Origin of the sequence: Saccharibacillus sacchari (genome assembly GCF_037722395.1) — a bacterium.
GTDB classification, from domain to species: Bacteria; Bacillota; Bacilli; order Paenibacillales; family Paenibacillaceae; genus Saccharibacillus; species Saccharibacillus sacchari_A.
In genome coordinates, this window is sequence record NZ_JBBKAR010000050.1 from 13,151 (window position 1) to 30,841 (window position 17,691).

At 53.1% G+C, this 17,691-nt stretch carries 14 protein-coding genes; 1 reads left to right on the forward strand and 13 read right to left on the reverse strand.

Annotation, left to right across the window (positions count from 1 at the left end):
* Positions 1-73: 73 nt before the first annotated feature.
* From WKI47_RS19780 to WKI47_RS19825, 10 genes are all read right to left on the reverse strand, one after another.
* Entirely contained in the window at positions 74-1,279 is a 1,206-nt protein-coding gene (locus WKI47_RS19780; protein ID WP_340228904.1) for a nitrate/nitrite transporter, read from the reverse strand.
* Between the two features lie 276 nt (positions 1,280-1,555).
* Positions 1,556-2,068 carry a hemerythrin domain-containing protein gene (locus tag WKI47_RS19785; protein WP_340228905.1) on the reverse strand — a complete coding sequence of 171 codons (513 nt, stop codon included), beginning with the start codon at positions 2,066-2,068 and terminating at the stop codon, positions 1,556-1,558.
* Between the two features lie 25 nt (positions 2,069-2,093).
* Entirely contained in the window at positions 2,094-2,741 is a 648-nt protein-coding gene (locus WKI47_RS19790) for a response regulator transcription factor (protein ID WP_340228906.1), read from the reverse strand.
* Between the two features lie 6 nt (positions 2,742-2,747).
* Positions 2,748-3,791, reverse strand: a complete 1,044-nt coding sequence (locus WKI47_RS19795) for a sensor histidine kinase (RefSeq protein ID WP_340228960.1) — start codon at positions 3,789-3,791, stop codon at positions 2,748-2,750.
* A gap of 23 nt (positions 3,792-3,814) precedes the next feature.
* A complete protein-coding gene (locus WKI47_RS19800; protein ID WP_340228907.1) occupies positions 3,815-4,273 on the reverse strand; it encodes a GAF domain-containing protein in 459 nt (152 codons plus the stop codon).
* A 231-nt stretch (positions 4,274-4,504) separates the two neighbouring features.
* Positions 4,505-5,191, reverse strand: coding sequence for a respiratory nitrate reductase subunit gamma (narI, locus tag WKI47_RS19805; RefSeq protein ID WP_340228908.1), 687 nt, complete (start codon positions 5,189-5,191; stop codon positions 4,505-4,507).
* Positions 5,188-5,754 (reverse strand): nitrate reductase molybdenum cofactor assembly chaperone, encoded by a 567-nt coding sequence (gene narJ, locus WKI47_RS19810; RefSeq protein ID WP_340228909.1) that lies wholly within the window; start codon positions 5,752-5,754, stop codon positions 5,188-5,190. The genes narI and narJ overlap by 4 nt, the downstream gene beginning before the upstream one ends.
* Positions 5,747-7,324 carry a nitrate reductase subunit beta gene (narH, locus tag WKI47_RS19815; protein ID WP_340228910.1) on the reverse strand — a complete coding sequence of 526 codons (1,578 nt, stop codon included), beginning with the start codon at positions 7,322-7,324 and terminating at the stop codon, positions 5,747-5,749. Before narH ends, narJ begins: the two co-directional genes overlap by 8 nt.
* Positions 7,314-11,006, reverse strand: coding sequence for a nitrate reductase subunit alpha (locus tag WKI47_RS19820; RefSeq protein WP_340228911.1), 3,693 nt, complete (start codon positions 11,004-11,006; stop codon positions 7,314-7,316). Before WKI47_RS19820 ends, narH begins: the two co-directional genes overlap by 11 nt.
* Before the next feature lie 603 nt (positions 11,007-11,609).
* Positions 11,610-12,005 carry a MerR family transcriptional regulator gene (locus WKI47_RS19825; RefSeq protein ID WP_340228912.1) on the reverse strand — a complete coding sequence of 132 codons (396 nt, stop codon included), beginning with the start codon at positions 12,003-12,005 and terminating at the stop codon, positions 11,610-11,612.
* A 103-nt stretch (positions 12,006-12,108) separates the two neighbouring features.
* Between WKI47_RS19825 and WKI47_RS19830 the strand changes: the two genes are divergently transcribed.
* Positions 12,109-12,990, forward strand: coding sequence for an SDR family oxidoreductase (locus WKI47_RS19830; protein WP_340228913.1), 882 nt, complete (start codon positions 12,109-12,111; stop codon positions 12,988-12,990).
* A gap of 390 nt (positions 12,991-13,380) precedes the next feature.
* On the opposite strand, the gene WKI47_RS19835 is transcribed toward WKI47_RS19830, so the two are convergent.
* From WKI47_RS19835 to WKI47_RS19845, 3 genes are all read right to left on the reverse strand, one after another.
* Positions 13,381-14,130, reverse strand: a complete 750-nt coding sequence (locus tag WKI47_RS19835) for a response regulator transcription factor (protein ID WP_340228914.1) — start codon at positions 14,128-14,130, stop codon at positions 13,381-13,383.
* Positions 14,105-15,862, reverse strand: a complete 1,758-nt coding sequence (locus WKI47_RS19840) for a sensor histidine kinase (protein ID WP_340228915.1) — start codon at positions 15,860-15,862, stop codon at positions 14,105-14,107. Before WKI47_RS19840 ends, WKI47_RS19835 begins: the two co-directional genes overlap by 26 nt.
* Before the next feature lie 292 nt (positions 15,863-16,154).
* Positions 16,155-17,645 carry an ABC transporter substrate-binding protein gene (locus WKI47_RS19845; RefSeq protein WP_340228916.1) on the reverse strand — a complete coding sequence of 497 codons (1,491 nt, stop codon included), beginning with the start codon at positions 17,643-17,645 and terminating at the stop codon, positions 16,155-16,157.
* Positions 17,646-17,691: the final 46 nt, after the last annotated feature.

Below are 17,691 nucleotides of genomic sequence, written 5' to 3' on the forward strand. Positions count from 1 at the left end.
GCCTCCTTGCATGCGAAGCCGCCCGGTATTCCCGGACGGCTGTTGGCGTGTAAGCGGGTCGTTGCCCACTTGCTTATTTACGCATCGTTTTGAACTGCGCTTTGGATACTTTTTTGCCGCCTACGGCGTCGGACAGCCTTTTATCCTGGTAGTACAACCAGAATACCAGAACCATGCTGACCATCGCGACCTGAGACAGAAGCATGAATCCGATCGAATATTGCCCTGTCGCTCCGTGAATGGCCGCCAGCATGATCGGTGGGAAGAATCCGCCCAAACCGCCCATCATGGAAACGATCCCGTTGGCGATACCCGCTTGCTTTTGGAAATAGAACGGTACGAGTTTGAAAATGATGCCGTTGCCCAGACCTGCGCAGAAGGCAATCGCCAGACAGCCTACGGTGTAAGGACCAAGCGATGGCGAGAACGCCAGCAGAATCGCCGCGACCGTATAGATCGCGAATGTGCCGCCCAGCAGGAGCAGTGGCTTGAACCGGTCTGCAAGCCATCCGCCTACCGGGCGGAAGAACGTCGCGATCGCGATGAATCCGGCAGTTCGCATTCCGGCATCGACTTTGTCCAAGCCGAAGTTCGTGACGAGAAAGTTCGGCAGGTAGACCGTAAAGGCGACAAACGAGCCGAACGTAATGAAGTAAAACAACGAAACGAGCCATAGCTTTTCGTTTTTGTAGATGCCCTTGATCTGCTCGATAATAGGCGTCTTCACCTTGACTTCGCGGCGGTCGCCGAACACAAAGTTCAAGATAATAAAGATGCCCAGCAGAATCAGATACCACTTGATCGCAGCCTGCCAGCCGATTTGCGTAGCCAAAACGGGAGCCGCGAACGTGCTGATGGCCGTACCGATATTGCCCATGCCGTACATGCCGTTGACGAAGCCGTGTTTTTCGGCCGGATAATACTTCGGCAGCGACGTAACGCCGACGGAGAATACGGCACCCCCAATCCCAAGGAACAATCCGCCAATGATCAGCGCGGTCATGGATTGGGCTACGCTGATATAATACACGGGAAACAGCAGAAGCACAAAGCTGATGAGGAAGACGAGACGTGCGCCGATGATGTTGGCATAGTATCCGAGCGGAATGCGCAGAACTGAGCCAAGCACGACCGGAATGGCGGTTACGATAGCCAATCGATCCGCCGGAATGGCGATATCTTCTTTGATGAAGGGCATCAGCGAAGAGATGATGACCCAGACCATGAATCCGACGGTCAGATTCAGGGTTTGAAGCGGGAGCTGCATTTTTTTGATCATGTTGCACGCACCTTTTCGACAGTTATTCGTCCGGCCGGAAAGCGATACTCTGAAAGACGTTCGCCGTCAACCGATCTACTGTCCTCATTGTAGCGACCCCCTTGTTCCCGGCATATAGGGGAGTCCCCTTTCCAAGGCAGGGTAAACCCTGAAAAGCCCTCCTTCAAGCTTCGATTAAGGTTTTAGTGGCCTATAAACGCCAAAACGACTTTGAAATCCCCTGTAACAGCGGGTTCAAAGTCGTTTTTTCGTCATAATTCAGCATGTATGCGTCATTTAAGTAATCATCGTGTTCATTCGTTCGTACAGTTTCAGCATCTGCTTGGGCAAAATACGGGCTTCGGCCATAGGGAACAGCACCGTTTCTTCTTTCGCATGGTTGACGGTCAGTACCTCGAACGCCTCGCCCGCATCCCGAACCGCAGCGCGGATCTCCTCCAGTGCAAAAGCTTCGGGATCTCCTTCGGTATGGTGCATGAAATGATCCAGATAAGCCTCGATCTCGCGGTGTTCTTCCTGAATCCCAACAAGCGGTCCTTGTTCAAAGCCGATATACCCGCCCAACGCAGGGAAAAAGTGTTCTTCTTCCTTATCCATATGTTTTTTCAAAGGAATACGGAATCTCTCCAGCTTCTCGCGCAGCGTACCGAGCAGCACGCGCACCGTATGCGGATCTTGTTCTTCTTCCAGACGCAGCACTAGCGGATGCCATTCTTCAGCCAGATAGGACAGATAACGATGTTCGTTTTCCAGCAAGCGCATCGCCGGTTTTTCGAATGTCAGATTCATTGAGATGTTCCTTTCTGCCTTAGGGTCAGAAGTCGAGCAGCTTTTTGCGCAGCGCATATTCTACCAGCTCCGGCCGGCTTTTCAGATGAAGCTTCTCCATGATCTTGGCTTTATGCGCCTCGACCGTCTTAACGGAAATAAACAGCTTCTCCGCGACTTCTTTATTTCCGTAGCCTTTAGCGATCAAGGGCAAGATCTCCAGCTCGCGCTTCGACAGCAGCTCGAACGGATCTTCCGAGTTGCCTGATTTGTCGTGTTTGATAAATTCCCGTACCAACGAAGTCGCCATCTTGGGATGGATGTATGTACCTCCCGCATGAACCGTTCGGATCGCCAGCAGAAGCTCCTCGTCCGGGGCATTTTTGAGCACATAGCCGGAAGCGCCGCTTTTTAATATATGGAACAGATACTCTTCGTCGTCGTGCATGGTCAAAATCAGGATTTTGGTGTCGGGATAATCTTCCTTAATCTTGCCGGTCGCGATCAGCCCGCTTTCGCCCGGCGGCATGCTGAGATCCATCATCAGAATATCCGGTTTGTTTTTTGCGACTGCCGCGTAGGCTTCGATTCCGTCGGCAGCCGTGGCGATCACTTCCATGTCCGGCTGAAAATTCAGGATCATGGAAAAGCCGCTCCGTACAATGGCGTGGTCGTCCGCGATTACAATTTTCATCCGTAATTACTCCTCTTCCTTGGATTCCGCTATCGGGATTTGAAGCAGCACTCGCGTACCGATCCCCGGTTCGGATTGAACGCTCAAGGAGCCTCCGGCCAGCTCGGCTCGTTCGCGCATTCCGTAGAGGCCAAGTCCCGTCCCGATCGGATCTGAGCCTTCTTCGAAGCCCTCCCCTTCATCCTCGACTTCAAGCCGAAGCATCCCGTCACGCTCGAACAGATGCACACTGACCGTATCCACCTGAGCGTACTTCAGTGCATTCAGCACGGCTTCCTGACAGATCCGATAAATGACGGTTTCGATATCGCTATCATACCGTTTGCGAGCCAGCCCGGATACAAACTGGACAATCAGCCCGTAGTTTTCCTCTATCCTTTTAAAATGCGAGCGGAAAGCGGCTTCAAGGCCGAAATCGTCGAGTGCAGCCGGACGCAGCTCTACGGACAGATGCCGAATATCGTCGAGCAAACGCGTCATCGCGCCCTCGGTCTGCTTCACCTTTTTCAATACGGTCTCGTCATCGGTCATATATTTAAGCACGCGAAGGTCAACGACGGCACTCATCAGTTCCTGGGCGACGCTGTCGTGCAATTCACGGGAAAGACGCTTACGCTCGTTTTCCTGCGCTTCGATCACATGCTTCATCATTTTGTTCTGATATAACTTCTCTTGTACGCGTAGCTGAGGCGTCAAGTCGCGCAGCATGAATACCCGCGTTCCGTTTTCCGGATCTACGGTATGGAATGAGCCTGCATAAGGCACAACCCCTTTGCCTTTCGTCTCCAGGTAAACCTGAAAAGACGAATGTTCGGCAGACACAGGAAGTTGAAAATAACAATCCAGACAAGTGATTTGCTCGGTATCGCTCGTATAGCCACGGCAAGTCCCGCACAGCGCCTTCTCACTGCCTTCGTACAGCTTCATCAATACATCCTCGGATACAATCTCCTCGGCAGCCGGATTCATCGCTAAAGCCCGTCCGGACTTGTCAAAAAAGAAAATGGCTTCTTTGCTGTTCTCGAATAGTTTCATCATTAACGGGCTCATTGGGCCGACTTCAGGCGGAGGGGTCAATGCGAAGCCACCTCCTTGCCGTCAAGCTCACCCATACCGTGGCGCGCGGCTTGCTCAAGCGCAAACATCAAATCGGGCGTCATCAGATTTTCTTCCCGAAATCCTCCAAGCAAAACCCCCGAAACACGGGCATCGTTCCAGATCGGCACAGCACCCAGACTTTCAAGCTTTTCGGACTGGACAATCGGATAATTAAAAAGACTGCTTGCCGTGACATAGTCACGTACAGAAGGAATAAAGACTGATTTTCCGGTCTTGAATACCATTCCGGCAATGCCTTTACCCGACTTGAGCACAATGCGGCGAAACCGTTCATTCAGGTTGCCGGTCGCGTACTTCCAGCGAATCACATATTGTTGTTCGGCAGGCTCTACGAGGGCCAGGGCCAGAAAGTCGTAGCCAAACGCTTGCCGAATCGCGTCCAGCTCCATTTGGTAATCTGCGTGTAATCCCATGTTTATGCATCTCCCAGCGAAAGTAGAAAAGCGGGCCTGGCCCGCTCCCTCCGATTCTTGACCGCATGGTTCATTCCGCTGGTTGTCTGCGAATTTCATTCAATGACTGCGGATCGGTCAAGGCATTAATACCTTGCCAACGCCAAAAGTAAGGTTACGCCCGTCCAAAACGCACCTCAAGCGTGTGCGTGTCAGACAAACGTAATCCTCTGATCAAGAGTTGGCAAGGTATTAGTTGGATTTGTGTCTTCTGTAAAGGATATAACTTCTGCCCACATAATTCAACGGCACGCTCCACACATGGACAAGACGGGTGAATGGCCAGAACGCGAAAATGGCGAACCCTGTCAGCGCGTGGATCTTGAACGATACCGGCACGTTGTGCATCAGCGAAGCGTCCGGGCGCAGCATGAACAATCCGCGGAACCAGATCGAGATCGACTCGCGATAATCGAATTCCGGCTGAACGGCGTTCGTGAACAGCGTCGCGTACATGCCCATGAACACGATAAACAGCAGCAGCACGTTGACGATCAGGTCGGACGCTGAGCTGAGACGGCGCACGTTGCGGATGGTGAAGCGGCGCGCGGTCAGCAGCAGCATCCCGATCAACGTCATGGCTCCGAAAATGCCGCCGATATAGACCGCTCCGATATGGTAGACGTGCTCGCTGACGCCCATCGCGCTCATCCACGTTTTCGGGATCAGCAGTCCGGAGATATGGCCGAACGCCACCGGGATGATGCCCAAGTGGAACAGCAGGCTACCGAACATCAGTTGTTTTTTCTCGATAAATTCGCTGGATTTCGCGGTCCAGTTAAATTGGTCGTGCCGATAACGGAAAATATGGCCCACAACGAAAATCATGATGCAGGCATACGGGAAAATGACCCAAAGGAATTGATCGAACATATTCATGGATTTACGGTCTCCTGTTCTACGCAAGCTCTCAATGTGCGGCGCAGCCCCTGAACCAGATAGCGGTACGGACTATCCAGCTTCTCAAGAGCTTGCACCAAGTGGTACGTGCCGTCTTCGAAAATGGCGAAAAGCAGCCGGAAGTTCTCGGGCGCTTTGCGTTCCTTCATCCATTCGGCGGCATAAAGGAATTCGCACATCAGCGGCAGATAGTCCGGCAGCTCGCCTTCCGGCATTTCCAACCCGAACATTTCATACAGGATCTTCATCCGTAGCAACATCTGTCCGCGTTCCTTGGCATCTTCGAACTTAAAGTAGGTCATATACAGCGCACAGTCTTTTTGAAAATCGAACGTCTCGGTATACTGCTCTTGAATTCCATCCAGACTCAGTTCGTGCATCAAATTCCAATACGTATGCGCATCTGCATAGGCCGGATGATCCGCTGTGAAAGACTCTTCCAGAAAAGCAGGATGAAAATCCCGCTTCTCCGGATACATAAGCTGACTTGCGAAAAATCCGAAGGAATTTTTGTAGTCGTACAATTTCGCAATATCAATCACGCCAGATCCCTCCATAGAAGTTCTCTTCATAGGCTTCCTTGCCTGTCTTGGCCGGCATTTCAGCACCCATCATCTGTGCAGGCCCGCAACCGTCGCAGCCCGTGCTTGCTCCCATTGCGCCCAGCATATCGCCGAAGCCCGCCGCGCCTTGCGCCCGGTACGGGTTCACGTAGCCTTCGCGGTGCGAGGTCGGAACGACGAAGCGGTCTTCGTATTTGGCGATCGCGAGCAGGCGGTACATGTTTTCCGTTTGGCGGGCGGTCAGGCCGACGCGTTCCAGACGGCTATCGTCGAATTCTTTGCCTGTCGTTTTGGCCCGCATGTAGGAACGCATCATCGCCATCCGTTGCAACGATTCTTTGACCGTCACGGTGTCGCCCGCCGTCAGCATATTCGCCAGATATTGGATCGGCGTCCGCATCTCGTCGATCGCCGGGAAGATCATGTCCGGGTTTTCGATCGAGTCTTTGCCTTCGAAGTAGTTCATGATCGGGCTGAGCGGCGGCACGTACCATACCATCGGCAACGTGCGGTATTCCGGGTGCAGCGGGAACGCCAGCTTGTGCTCGATCGCGAGTTTGTAAACCGGAGAGTTCTGGGCCGCTTCGATCCAGTCTTCGGAGATGCCGTCTTTGCGCGCCTGGGCAATGATTGCCGGGTCGCCCGGATTCAGGAACAGATCGCATTGTGCCATATACAAGTCTTTTTCGTCCGGTGTCGAAGCCGCTTCGTGTACGCGGTCCGCATCGTAGAGCAGCACGCCGAGGTAACGGATACGTCCGGTGCACGTTTCCGAGCAAACGGTCGGTAGACCCGCTTCGATCCGAGGGAAACAGAACGTGCATTTCTCGGCTTTGTTGGTTTGCCAGTTGAAATAGACTTTTTTGTACGGACAGCCGGTCATGCAGTAACGCCAGCCGCGGCAAGCTTCCTGGTCAACCAACACGATCCCGTCTTCTTCCCGCTTGTACATCGCACCCGACGGGCACGAAGCGACGCAGCTCGGATTCAGGCAGTGTTCGCACAGACGGGGCAGATACACCATGAACGATTTTTCGAAATTGAACTTAATTTCTTCTTCGATCTTCTGGATGTTCGGATCGAGCGGTCCGGTAATGTGCGCGCCTGCCAGATCGTCTTCCCAGTTCGGGCCCCATTCCAGATCCATTTTTTCGCCAGTAATGACCGAATGCGCGCGGGCAACCGGAGAATGCTGCTGGTCTTTGGCGTTGGTCAGATCTTCGTAGTTGTACGTCCACGGCTCGTAATAATCTTTCATTTCCGGCATATCCGGGTTGTAAAAGATTTTGCCGAGCGCGATCTTGGACAGCTTGGTGCCGGATTTCAGTTCCAGTTTGCCTTTGCGAAGCTGCCAGCCGCCTTTGTACAGTTCCTGGTCTTCCCAGCGCTTCGGATACCCGATGCCCGGTTTGGTCTCGACGTTGTTAAACCACATGTATTCCGCGCCTTTGCGGTTCGTCCAGGTGGTTTTGCAGGTCACGCTGCATGTATGACAGCCGATACACTTGTCGAGGTTCATGACCATTGCGATTTGCGCTTTAATTTTCAAGCCAATTGACCTCCTTCATCTTGCGGACGGCAACGTATACGTCGCGTTGGTTGCCGATCGGACCGTAGTAGTTGAAGCCGTAGCTGAGCTGTGCGTAGCCACCGACCATCTGAGTCGGTTTCAAGTGAATACGTGTCGGCGCGTTGTGGCTGCCGCCCCGCGTATCGGTAATTTCCGAACCCGGTACTTGAATATGCTTGTCCTGCGCGTGGTACATAAACATGGTGCCGCGCGGCATCCGGTGGCTGACGACGGCACGCGCCGTTACGACGCCGTTCCGGTTGTACACTTCCAGCCAATCGTTGTCGTTGATTCCGTGCGCGTCCGCGTCTTCGTTGTTGATCCAGACCGTCGGACCGCCGCGGAACAACGTCAGCATATGCTGGTTATCCTGATACGTGGAGTGAATATTCCATTTGCCGTGCGGCGTCAGGTAACGCAAGACCAGCGTATCCACGCCGCCTTTCACTTCGCGGTCGCGGGGACCGAACACCATCGGCGGCAGCGTCGGTTTGTAGACCGGAAGCGCCTCGCCGTATTGCAGGAACACTTCGTGATCCAGATAGAAATGCTGGCGTCCGGTCAACGTGCGGAACGGAACCAGACGTTCGATATTCGTCGTGAACGGCGAGTAGCGGCGTCCTTTCTTGTTCGAGCCGCTGAATACCGGAGTCGGAATGACTTCGCGCGGCTGTGCCGTGATGCTTTGGAACGTGATCCGTTCGGCGGCGCGGTCAGCAGAGATATCTTTCAGCTCGACGCCGTGGTCAAGCTCGGCCGATTCGTATGCTTTTTGCGAGACGCGTCCGTTGGTTGCGGACGACAGATGCAGAATCGCGTCCGCTGCATGACGGGCCGAGTCCAGCTTGGGCAGTCCGTCCTTGATCGTTTCGTCGTAATGCACGCCGTTCAACTGTTTCAGCTCTTCGTACTCTTCGGCAACCGAGAAGCTGACGCCGTGCGCGCCGGTCTTGCCGACCGCGAGGTTCGGTCCGAGCGTAATATATTTATTGTGAATCTGGGTGTAGTCGCGTTCCACGATACTGAAGTTCGGCATCGTTTTACCTGGTACGGCTTCGATCTCGCCTTTGGACCAGTCTTTGATCAAGCCCATCGGTTGCGAAATTTCGCCGATGGAGTCATGGCCGAGCGGCGCGGTAACCAAATCCTTATAGACGCCCGGCAGATGCGTTTTCGCCATCTCAGAAAACACTTCCGACAGACGGCGATAAATATCCCAGTCCGAACGCGATTCCCATAGCGGATTGACCGCCGGGTTAAACGGATGCACGAACGGGTGCATGTCGGTCGAACTCAGATCCGTTTTTTCATACCAAGTTGCAGCCGGAAGCACGATATCCGCGAACAACGGCGTCGTTGTCATGCGGAAGTCCAATGCGACCATCAGGTCAAGCTTGCCTTCCACGTCTTCGCGCCAAACGATTTCTTCCGGTTTGTCTTCTTCGTTCGGCTTCGCCAGCAGCGCATCGGATGCGCCGAGCAGATGCTTCATGAAGTACTCCTGCCCTTTCGCGGAACTGGAGATCAGGTTGGAACGCCAGATAAACAGCGAACGCGGGAAGTTTTCCGGCGCGCCCGGATCTTCGACGGCGAACTTCGTTTTGCCGCTGCGGACTTCGTCCACGGCATGCTTGACGATTTCTTCGTTCGTCTTTTTGCCTTCGCGAGCCGCTTCTTCGGCGAATATCAGGCTGTTTTTATTGAACTGCGGGTATGACGGCAGCCAGCCCAGACGGGCCGCGAGCACATTGTAATCGGCCGGATGGCTGTAAGTGACGTCTCCGCCGGTGGGCGATTTGAGCGATTCGGTGCTGCTTTCTTCGTAACGCCATTGATCGGTGGCGAAGTAGAAGAACGACGTCGCGTTTTGCAAACGTGCCGGTCCCTGCCAGTCTTTGGCGAACGCCAGCGTCGACCAGCCTTCGATCGGACGGCATTTTTCCTGACCAACGTAATGCGCCCAGCCGCCGCCGTTGACGCCTTGCGAAGCGGTCAGCACGACGAGGTTCAGGATCGAACGGTAGATGGTGTCGCTGTTGAACCAGTGGTTGATGCCCGCGCCCATGATAATCATGGAGCGGCCGCCGCTGTCGAGCGAATTCTGCGCGAATTCGCGCGCGATCTGCGTGACGACGGAAGCTTTGACGCTGGTCACTTTTTCCTGCCAAGCCGGGGTGTAGAACGATTCCGCATCGTCGTAACCCGAAGCGTTATAAGGGCTGTCGATCCGCGCGACGCCGTATTGGCTCATCATCAAGTCGTAGACAGTCGCAGCGTAACGCTCCGTACCGTCGGCAAGCGTGATTTTTTTAGCCGGAATGACGCGCTTGAACGTGCCGTTGCCTGCATTGTCGAAGAATGGGAACGCGATTTCGACCCATTCGCCGCCGTGGTTTTCCACAGACATCGCAGGCTCGACTTGGGTTCCGTCTTCGCGTTCAAGGATTAGGTTCCACTTCTTGCCCTGCTCCCAACGTTGGCCCAGCGTCCCGTTCGGAACGAGCATTTCGTCAGACGCTTCGTCGTAAATGACCGGTTTCCAATCCGCGTGTTCGCCGTCGTCCGCCGCGCCCAGATCGCTCGAACGCAGGAAACGCCCGCCTTTCCAGACGTCTTCGTGCGGGTCGAGCAAAATCAGGAACGGCATATCCGTATACTGCTTCGCGTAGTCGATAAACATCGGCTCCTGGCGCTTTTGGTAAAACTCGTCCAAGATAACGTGCGTCATGGCTTGAGCCAGCGCGGCGTCGGTGCCCGGATGCGGAGCCAGCCAGTTGTCGGCGAACTTGACGTTTTCGGCCAAATCCGGCGCGACGGATACGACTTTCGTGCCTTTGTACCGGACTTCCGTCATGAAGTGGGCGTCCGGCGTCCGCGTCAGCGGCACGTTCGAGCCCCACATCATCAGATAGCTGGAGTTGTACCAGTCCGACGATTCCGGCACGTCCGTCTGCTCGCCCCAGATTTGCGGCGATGCCGGCGGAAGGTCGGCGTACCAATCGTAGAAGCTGAGCATCTCGCCGCCGAGCAGCGAGATAAAGCGCGCGCCCGACGCGTAGCTGACCATCGACATGGCCGGGATCGGCGTGAAGCCGGCGATACGGTCCGGCCCGTATTTGCGAATCGTATAGATGAGCTGCGCCGAGATCAGTTGCAGCGCATCGTCCCAATTCACGCGGATATGGCCGCCTTTGCCGCGGGCTTTTTTGTATTCCGCTGACTTCGCCGGGTTTTCCACGATGCTGGCCCAGGCTTTGATCGGGTCCTGATGCTCGCGCAAAGCGGCTTCCCACATGCGGAAAAGCTTGCCGCGCATATAAGGGTATTTCACGCGCAGCGGACTGTATTCATACCAGGAGAACGTCGCGCCCCGAGGGCAACCGCGCGGTTCAAACTCCGGCATATCGGCTCCGCAGGACGGATAGTCAATTTGTTGATTTTCCCAAGTGATGATGCCGTTTTTCACGAATACTTTCCAACTGCACGATCCGGTACAGTTGACGCCGTGTGTCGTACGCACGACTTTATCGTGGGACCACCGTTGGCGGTAGACGTTTTCCCATTCTCTATTTTTTTCTTCGAGGATCGACCAACTATCGGAATAGCTTTCGACCGGTTTGAAAAAGTTGAGTCCGAATTTTCTTTTCGTCGGATTCTTCATCGGATGATCCACACTCCTTTTCGGTTACTCTTCATTATGAGAGAACCGGGAGCGGGCTTCCCATTAGGGAATGTCCTATTGCTCGGGGGGAAAACCCTAAACGCATTGAAAAAGGAGATTTTAGTTGAGGCCGTGCTGAATGGCGCTGCGGGAGAAATTCGTTTCGGTCGCGTGTTGCCACGGGGAAGCTGAATTTGATTTATACAAGGAAGCTTCCCCGTGGCAAAGGCGATCGCTAGCGCTTCTACACTGAATTTCTCCTCCGCTTGGCTCGCTGGGTTATGAATTTAATGCTGAATATCAGGAAATCGTCTGATGCATAATTGCCTTTTGGGTTCGAGGCTTTCTTTTACTCATGCAAAATAGGGCGTGCGCGCGAATTCTGAATGCATGCAAAGGTGCACACTTCAGGGAATTTGCATACACGCCCTGATTTAGGCGTTTGGAGAGAATTTATTTACAAAAATCGAAAGTCGGATTCGATTTGTCGATTTAAATATCCGACTTAAACAAAGCCTTGCGAAGAAAGGCACTTCGGAAGCATACGCTGGCAATTTTTCTTGGAGTCTGCTTGCTTCCAACGCCTGCGTAATTTCAACGGTCTTAATCCCGTTTCAATTTCGCAGCCGACTCCGAACGTTCCATATTTCTGAAAAACTCGATCTTGTAATCGATTTTGTCGAGGGAATCCTGGAGTTCTTTCATTTGTTCGACGACTTTTTCGCGGTAGGTTTCCATGAATTCTCGTCTTGCGGTAGCGCTGGAGGTTTGGCCGTTTTTGGGGATATTGAACAGTTTGATGTCTTGGACGCTTAAACCCAGTTTACGAAAATAAGTGATGACCTGAAACCAGGCGATATCGGATGCGGAGTAGATGCGGTAACCGTTGGAGTCGCGCTGGATGCCGTCGATCAGTCCTTCTTGCTCGTAATAGCGCAGCGTATGTACACTGAGCCCCGTCTCTTCTGCGGCTTCTTTGCTTGAGAATGTAGTTTTCATGTTTGCATCATAGCATGAAAAATTAGAGCTTGCTATAGAGTGCACTTTATAGTTTAGGCTAAGCCTGTAGCAATCAAAATCACTCGGGTTGGAGGCGTCATTCATGAAAGTATTTGTCACGGGAGCAACGGGATTCATCGGGACGGCGGTCGTGCGGGAGTTGTTGGAAGCCGGACATGAGGTTGTAGGATTGGCACGTTCGAGCAAAGGCGAAGAAGCTTTGAAAGCGGCAGGTGCAGAGGTATTGCGAGGTTCGCTACAAGATTTGGAAAGTTTGCGCCGCGGCGCGGAGCAAGCGGACGGTGTGATCCATCTGGCGTATATTCACGATTTCTCGGATCGAGCAGCGTCTGAAGCAGCCGATCGCCAAGCGACCGAAGTCATCGGCGAAGCGCTGGCGGGTACGGACAAACCGTTCGTGCTGACGTCGGGGATGCTGATGATGCGGCAGGACGTCGTAAATACGGAAAACGATCTGGCCGTCGGAACCGGTCGCTATGCCGAGGTCGCGGTCGATCGTTTGGCGGAAAAAGGCATCCGCGCTTCGGTCGTCCGGCTTTCTCCGACCGTTCACGGCGAGCATGATTACGGATTCGTTCGCGTTTTGGTGCAGATTGCCCGCGAAAAAGGCTTTTCCGCTTACGCAGGCGACGGCTCCAATCACTGGCCGGCCGTTCACCGTTTGGACTCAGCGCGCCTTTTCCGTTTGGCCGTCGAATCCGCCCCGGCCGGTTCGCGCCTTCACGGCGTCGCCGAAGAAGGCGTGCCTTTCCTCTCGATTGCCGAAGCAATCGGCCATCACCTGAATGTGCCCGTCCGCTCGATCCCGGCCGACCAAGCCGCTTCGCACTTCGGCTGGCTGAACTTCGCCGCATCCGCCAATTGCCAAGCATCCAGCACCCAAACGCAACAACTTCTAAATTGGCATCCCCAACACCCGGACCTTCTGTCCGACCTCGAAGCAGGCTATTACTTTACGGATTGAAAAACGTCTCAAACGCCCTAAAGGTCTTTTAAAAATACTGTAAGGTACTATATGAATACCAGCCATCGTCCACTAAAAGTCGATGGCTTTTATCTACTTAAATCCCCCACAAAAAAACGTTTGCAAAAGTTGTTGCTTTTGCGAACGTTCACCGTGTCTAGAAATACCCACGTAGCTGGAAGCGAGAAAACGGAGAGAGAAATTCAGTGCAGGAGCGATAGCGTTCGCCTTTGAAATTGAGAAAAAACCTATAAAAGTTTAATCCCATTTTCTCGATTTCAACACGCGACCGAAACGAATTTCTCTCGCAGTTTTCTCGCTTCCCGCGCCCACGTAACTTTCTAGACAACCTTGAACATTCACAAAAGAAAACTTCTTTTGCAGACTTTTTCACCTCCTCATCTCCGAAGGCGACTTATCGAAATAAGCATGAAAATGCGTATAAAAATACCCCAAATTCGAATACCCCACCGAATGCGCAATACTCGCAATTTTATCGTCCGTCGACAAGATCCGTTCGCGCGCTTTGAGCATCCGGTAAGCCATCACGTATTCCGAAAATTTCATTTTGGTTTCTTTGAGAAAAATCTGTCCCAGGTACGTCCCGTTCATCCGAAACTGCTGGGCGACCATTTTGAGCGTGATATTTTGCGCATGTTCGGCTTTTACCGTCAATAAAATATGGTTCGTCAGCTTGGAGAGGCTATCGTAACGCACGCCCAGTACCGGGTCGAGATTGACGTCGCTCGTTCCTTCCAACGTTCCGTGCAGATCCTCGACGATGATTTTTTCCACAACCTCTTGCAGCTTGGAACGATTCACCGGCTTGAGCAAATAGTCCTTCACCCCGCAGCGGATCGCTTCCCTGGCGTATTCGAACTCGTTGTATCCGCTCATAATGATGTATTTGGTCGGTAATCCGAGTCCGTTGAGCGTACTGATCGCCTCATACCCACGGTCTTTGCCGATGCAGATGTCGAAGATCGCGATATCCGGGTAAATGGCGACGGCTTTCGAGATCGCGTCTTCCGCGGTCTCACTGGTCTCGATGCAGCCGAATCCGTACTTTTCCCAGTCCAGCGTTCGCTTCATGCCTTCCAAAATTTGCGGTTCGTCATCCACAATCAGAAGTTTGTACATGGATCGCAGCTCCTTTCGGAATGTTCACGGATACTTTTACGCCTGCTTCTTCATTATTCTCGACATGCAGCGCAAATCCTTCCCCGTAGAAAAAATGCAGCCGCGTGCTCACGTTGTGCAGACCGATACTGGTCACGGGAGCATCGTCTTTGCGGGATAACGTGCTGCGGATATGCGCCAGACGTTCGTCCGAAATCCATTTTCCGTTATCCACGATCTCCAGATGAAAATGCGTCTCCGACTCCCAACCGTTGACCATGAGCAGGTTGAACGCATTGCTCGAATTGAATCCATGCACGAAAAAGTTCTCGGCCAGCGGCTGCATCCAGAACTTCACCGTAGGCAGCACCGACAGCGTCTCATCCACATTGAACTGATAATAGAAGCGATCCGGATATTTGAATTCCATGATTTTCAGATACTCTTGCAGCAGGGAAAGCTCTTTGCCGATCGTGATAATGTTTTCGTGCTTCACCATATCCCGGTACAACGCACCGAGGGTGGCGATCGCGTCCGAAGTTTCCATATCTTGATTGACCAGCGCTTTCGAACGAATAGCTTCCAGCGTATTGTAAAGGAAGTGTGGATTGATTTGGTTTTGTAGCGCTTTCATTTCTGTTTCCTGCTGCTTGAGCTTCAATAAATATTCCGTACGGATATGTTTGTCCAACTGCTTGACCATATCTTCGAGTTCCCTCGCGATCATACCGTACTCGTTGCGCCGGTATCGGGCCGGAGTCTCGGGGGTGAAATCCGCCGTTTTGACCCGACCGATCGATTGGATAATATGATGAAGAAAACGCGCATCGTCTCTCAGATTGTACACGATAAGCGTCAACACGCTGATCATCGCCAACAACACAATCAGGAAAACGGATAAAAGCGTGCCCCAGCGTTCGCGAATCATCGTCCCTATATCAACCCAACCGACGAAGCTATAATCGAATTTGGCCGAGGTAAAAGTCGTGAAAAAAACACCGTTCAGCCCTCCCGTAGACAAATAGCCTTGCGCCCGGCCGTCCGCCAATACGCGCGCGATCAGATCGTTGCTTGTTTCCTCGGTTGAAAAGTCGGGATACACTTCGCCGTCCAGGCCGACCAGCGCCGCGCGATTGAGTCCTTCGTTCAATGAGCTTCCGAATACGCGATCGCTGCCGACGACGAAACGAAGCTCTCCCAGCCTGTGCGAGATTTCGTTGGGATCGGACAAGTTCTCGCGATAAATAAAACCGCGATCGATCGAATCCCGAAACATCTCATCGTCTTCGGGCACCTGGAATTTGAAGCGGGTATTGCCGTTTTTGTCGAAGCGGAGCACGTTGCCTTTCCCTTCGGCATGCAGGCTGACCTGAATGATATCCCCTTGTCCCCCTCCGTATAAAAAAGACTCGACATCTTCGGGAAACGAAATCATCGGCTGGTCGTAACGGCTGGCTTGCAGCCTGGCGGAGAAATATTGTTCGGCGCTGCTGCCCAAAAAATATCGCACGTCCGCCATCAAGCCGCTGTTCAAGTAGATGCGCTGCATATAGGCTTCGATCCGATCGGCGTTATGTTGCAGCGTATTCTCGACTCCGGCAAAGGTGCTTGCGGCTTGATTCCGGGCATTGTCGATCCATTGCACGAATAAAATGGCGCAGGTCAGCAAGCCTATCGCCATTCCGATCGACACGACGAATATCGCGTACGCCATAAATTTGCTTCGATAGATTTTGATCTGCAAAAAGGACAAGGCCGGCGCCTCCTTTGCCATATTTGTTATTGTAGCACCTGATGCGGAAGGTATGTACAGCAGAAAAACCCGAACGGAGATTGGATTCCGTTTGGGTTCCGCTGATGGGAAAATCCCGTTCTTGGGGAAGCTGGGGGCTGCGGGAAAAATTCAGTTCAAGTCGCTGTCTCACTCGGAAAATGGATTGGATTTAAATAAGGAATTTTCCGAGTTCAAAGGCTTCTTGAACTGAATTTCTCCCTTCGCCTTCGCTTCGCCACATCAAAGATTTTTCATTATGCTTCACTTATTTTTATTTAAAATAAGCTTCGATTTGCTCTTGGGCGGCTTGGACGATGGTGTCCATGCCGGCGGCTTTCATTTCGGCTTCGACTTTCGGCACGATGACGGCCGGGTCGGAGGCGCCGGTGATCAGTTCGGCTTTGTATTTGTCCCAAACGGCTTTGGTGTTGGCGACTTCGGTGGTCAGGTTGCTGATGTCCAGCGCGAAGCCAAGCGTGGACGAAGGCGTAGCTTCTTCGTTCAGCTTACGGACCTGTTCCCATTGGTCTTCCGGAGCGCCTTTGGTGACCGCCAGATTGAAGAACGTGCCTTGCGTATAAGCCGCGAGCGGCCAGGTGTCGCTGACGCGTTCGATGACTTTTTCGCCGTCTACGCTGTTGTAATCGACGCCGAGTTCGCCGAAAGCGAGCATGTTACGCAGTTTCGGATCGGTGTTGACCAGTTCCAGATACTTCAAGGCTTCGTTTTTGTATTTGGAATTTGCGGAAATGGCGTTCAAAGAGCCCTGGATCGTGCTGGTTGTGTACAGAGGGCCGAATACTTGGACCATATCGTACTTTTCGACGCCTTCGTTGATCTGGTAGTTGGCTTCCGCGCCAGGGAAAGCTTGGGCGCTGAAGAACGGACGTGCTTTTTCGGCTTCGCCGCGCGTCGGCGCATCCGGGTTGACGATACCGTCCTGGTACCACTGGTGCAGCAGCGTCAGGTTTTCCATGATATCCGGTTGGTTGAGCGTGAACACGACTTTGCGGGATTCATCGTCGACTTTGACGCCGATCGGCTGAAGTCCCAGCGTCAGGTCGTCGTAGCCGTTGAACAGTCCCGGGAATCCGTCGCCTTGCGTCAAAGACAGCGGATAATAGCTTTTGCCTTCGCCGGCTTTCATGTCGCGGAACGGCTTGTCGAGATCGCTGAGCGTTTTGATGCTGTTCAGGTCGATGCCGTATTTTTGCACATACGTATCGTCGAAGATCCAGTATTGGGTCAGCGAGGAGTCTTTATAGGTAGGAACCGAGTAGATTTTGCCGCCGATCTTCGCTCCGTCCCAGACCGTTTCCGGGATGAACTTGTACAGCTCCGGCGATTCGCTTTGCACCAGATCGGTCAGATCGGCGAAAGCGCCCATCGAGACTTGCTGATTGTATTTGCCGCTGTTGGTGAACATGATATCGAAAGGCTCGCCCGTATTGACGATCGTATTGATCTTGGTATCCCAATCGGCCCAACTGGCGACGCGGATATCGATTTTGACGCCGATCTTTTCGGCCGTGTACTCGTTCATCGCCTCGACGGCTTTGTCGAAGTTGCTCGGCACCTGACCCCCGATCGTCCACCAGACCAAAGTCGGAACTTCGCCCGAATTTGCGGAACCGTTATCCGTTTGCCCCGAAGAATCGGTTGTGCCACCGGTGTCGGAACCGCCTCCGCCGCATGCCGCCAGCATCGACATTAACAGGATGACTGTACCGAACATGGAGAAAAATTTGCCTCTTTTTTTCATAAACCTTACCCCTCTTTCCTATATTGGTAGGCTTGCTCTATGCTTC

Coding starts and splice junctions, on each gene's coding strand:
- WKI47_RS19780 (WP_340228904.1), bottom strand. CDS start 1,279: ATGATCAAAAAAATGCAGCTCCCGCTTCAAACCCTGAATCTGACCGTC.
- WKI47_RS19830 (WP_340228913.1), top strand. CDS start 12,109: ATGAAAGTATTTGTCACGGGAGCAACGGGATTCATCGGGACGGCGGTC.
- WKI47_RS19835 (WP_340228914.1), bottom strand. CDS start 14,130: ATGTACAAACTTCTGATTGTGGATGACGAACCGCAAATTTTGGAAGGC.
- WKI47_RS19845 (WP_340228916.1), bottom strand. CDS start 17,645: ATGAAAAAAAGAGGCAAATTTTTCTCCATGTTCGGTACAGTCATCCTG.
- WKI47_RS19785 (WP_340228905.1), bottom strand. CDS start 2,068: ATGAATCTGACATTCGAAAAACCGGCGATGCGCTTGCTGGAAAACGAA.
- WKI47_RS19825 (WP_340228912.1), bottom strand. CDS start 12,005: ATGAAAACTACATTCTCAAGCAAAGAAGCCGCAGAAGAGACGGGGCTC.
- WKI47_RS19800 (WP_340228907.1), bottom strand. CDS start 4,273: ATGGGATTACACGCAGATTACCAAATGGAGCTGGACGCGATTCGGCAA.
- WKI47_RS19795 (WP_340228960.1), bottom strand. CDS start 3,791: ATGAGCCCGTTAATGATGAAACTATTCGAGAACAGCAAAGAAGCCATT.
- WKI47_RS19790 (WP_340228906.1), bottom strand. CDS start 2,741: ATGAAAATTGTAATCGCGGACGACCACGCCATTGTACGGAGCGGCTTT.
- WKI47_RS19820 (WP_340228911.1), bottom strand. CDS start 11,006: ATGAAGAATCCGACGAAAAGAAAATTCGGACTCAACTTTTTCAAACCG.
- narI (WP_340228908.1), bottom strand. CDS start 5,191: ATGAATATGTTCGATCAATTCCTTTGGGTCATTTTCCCGTATGCCTGC.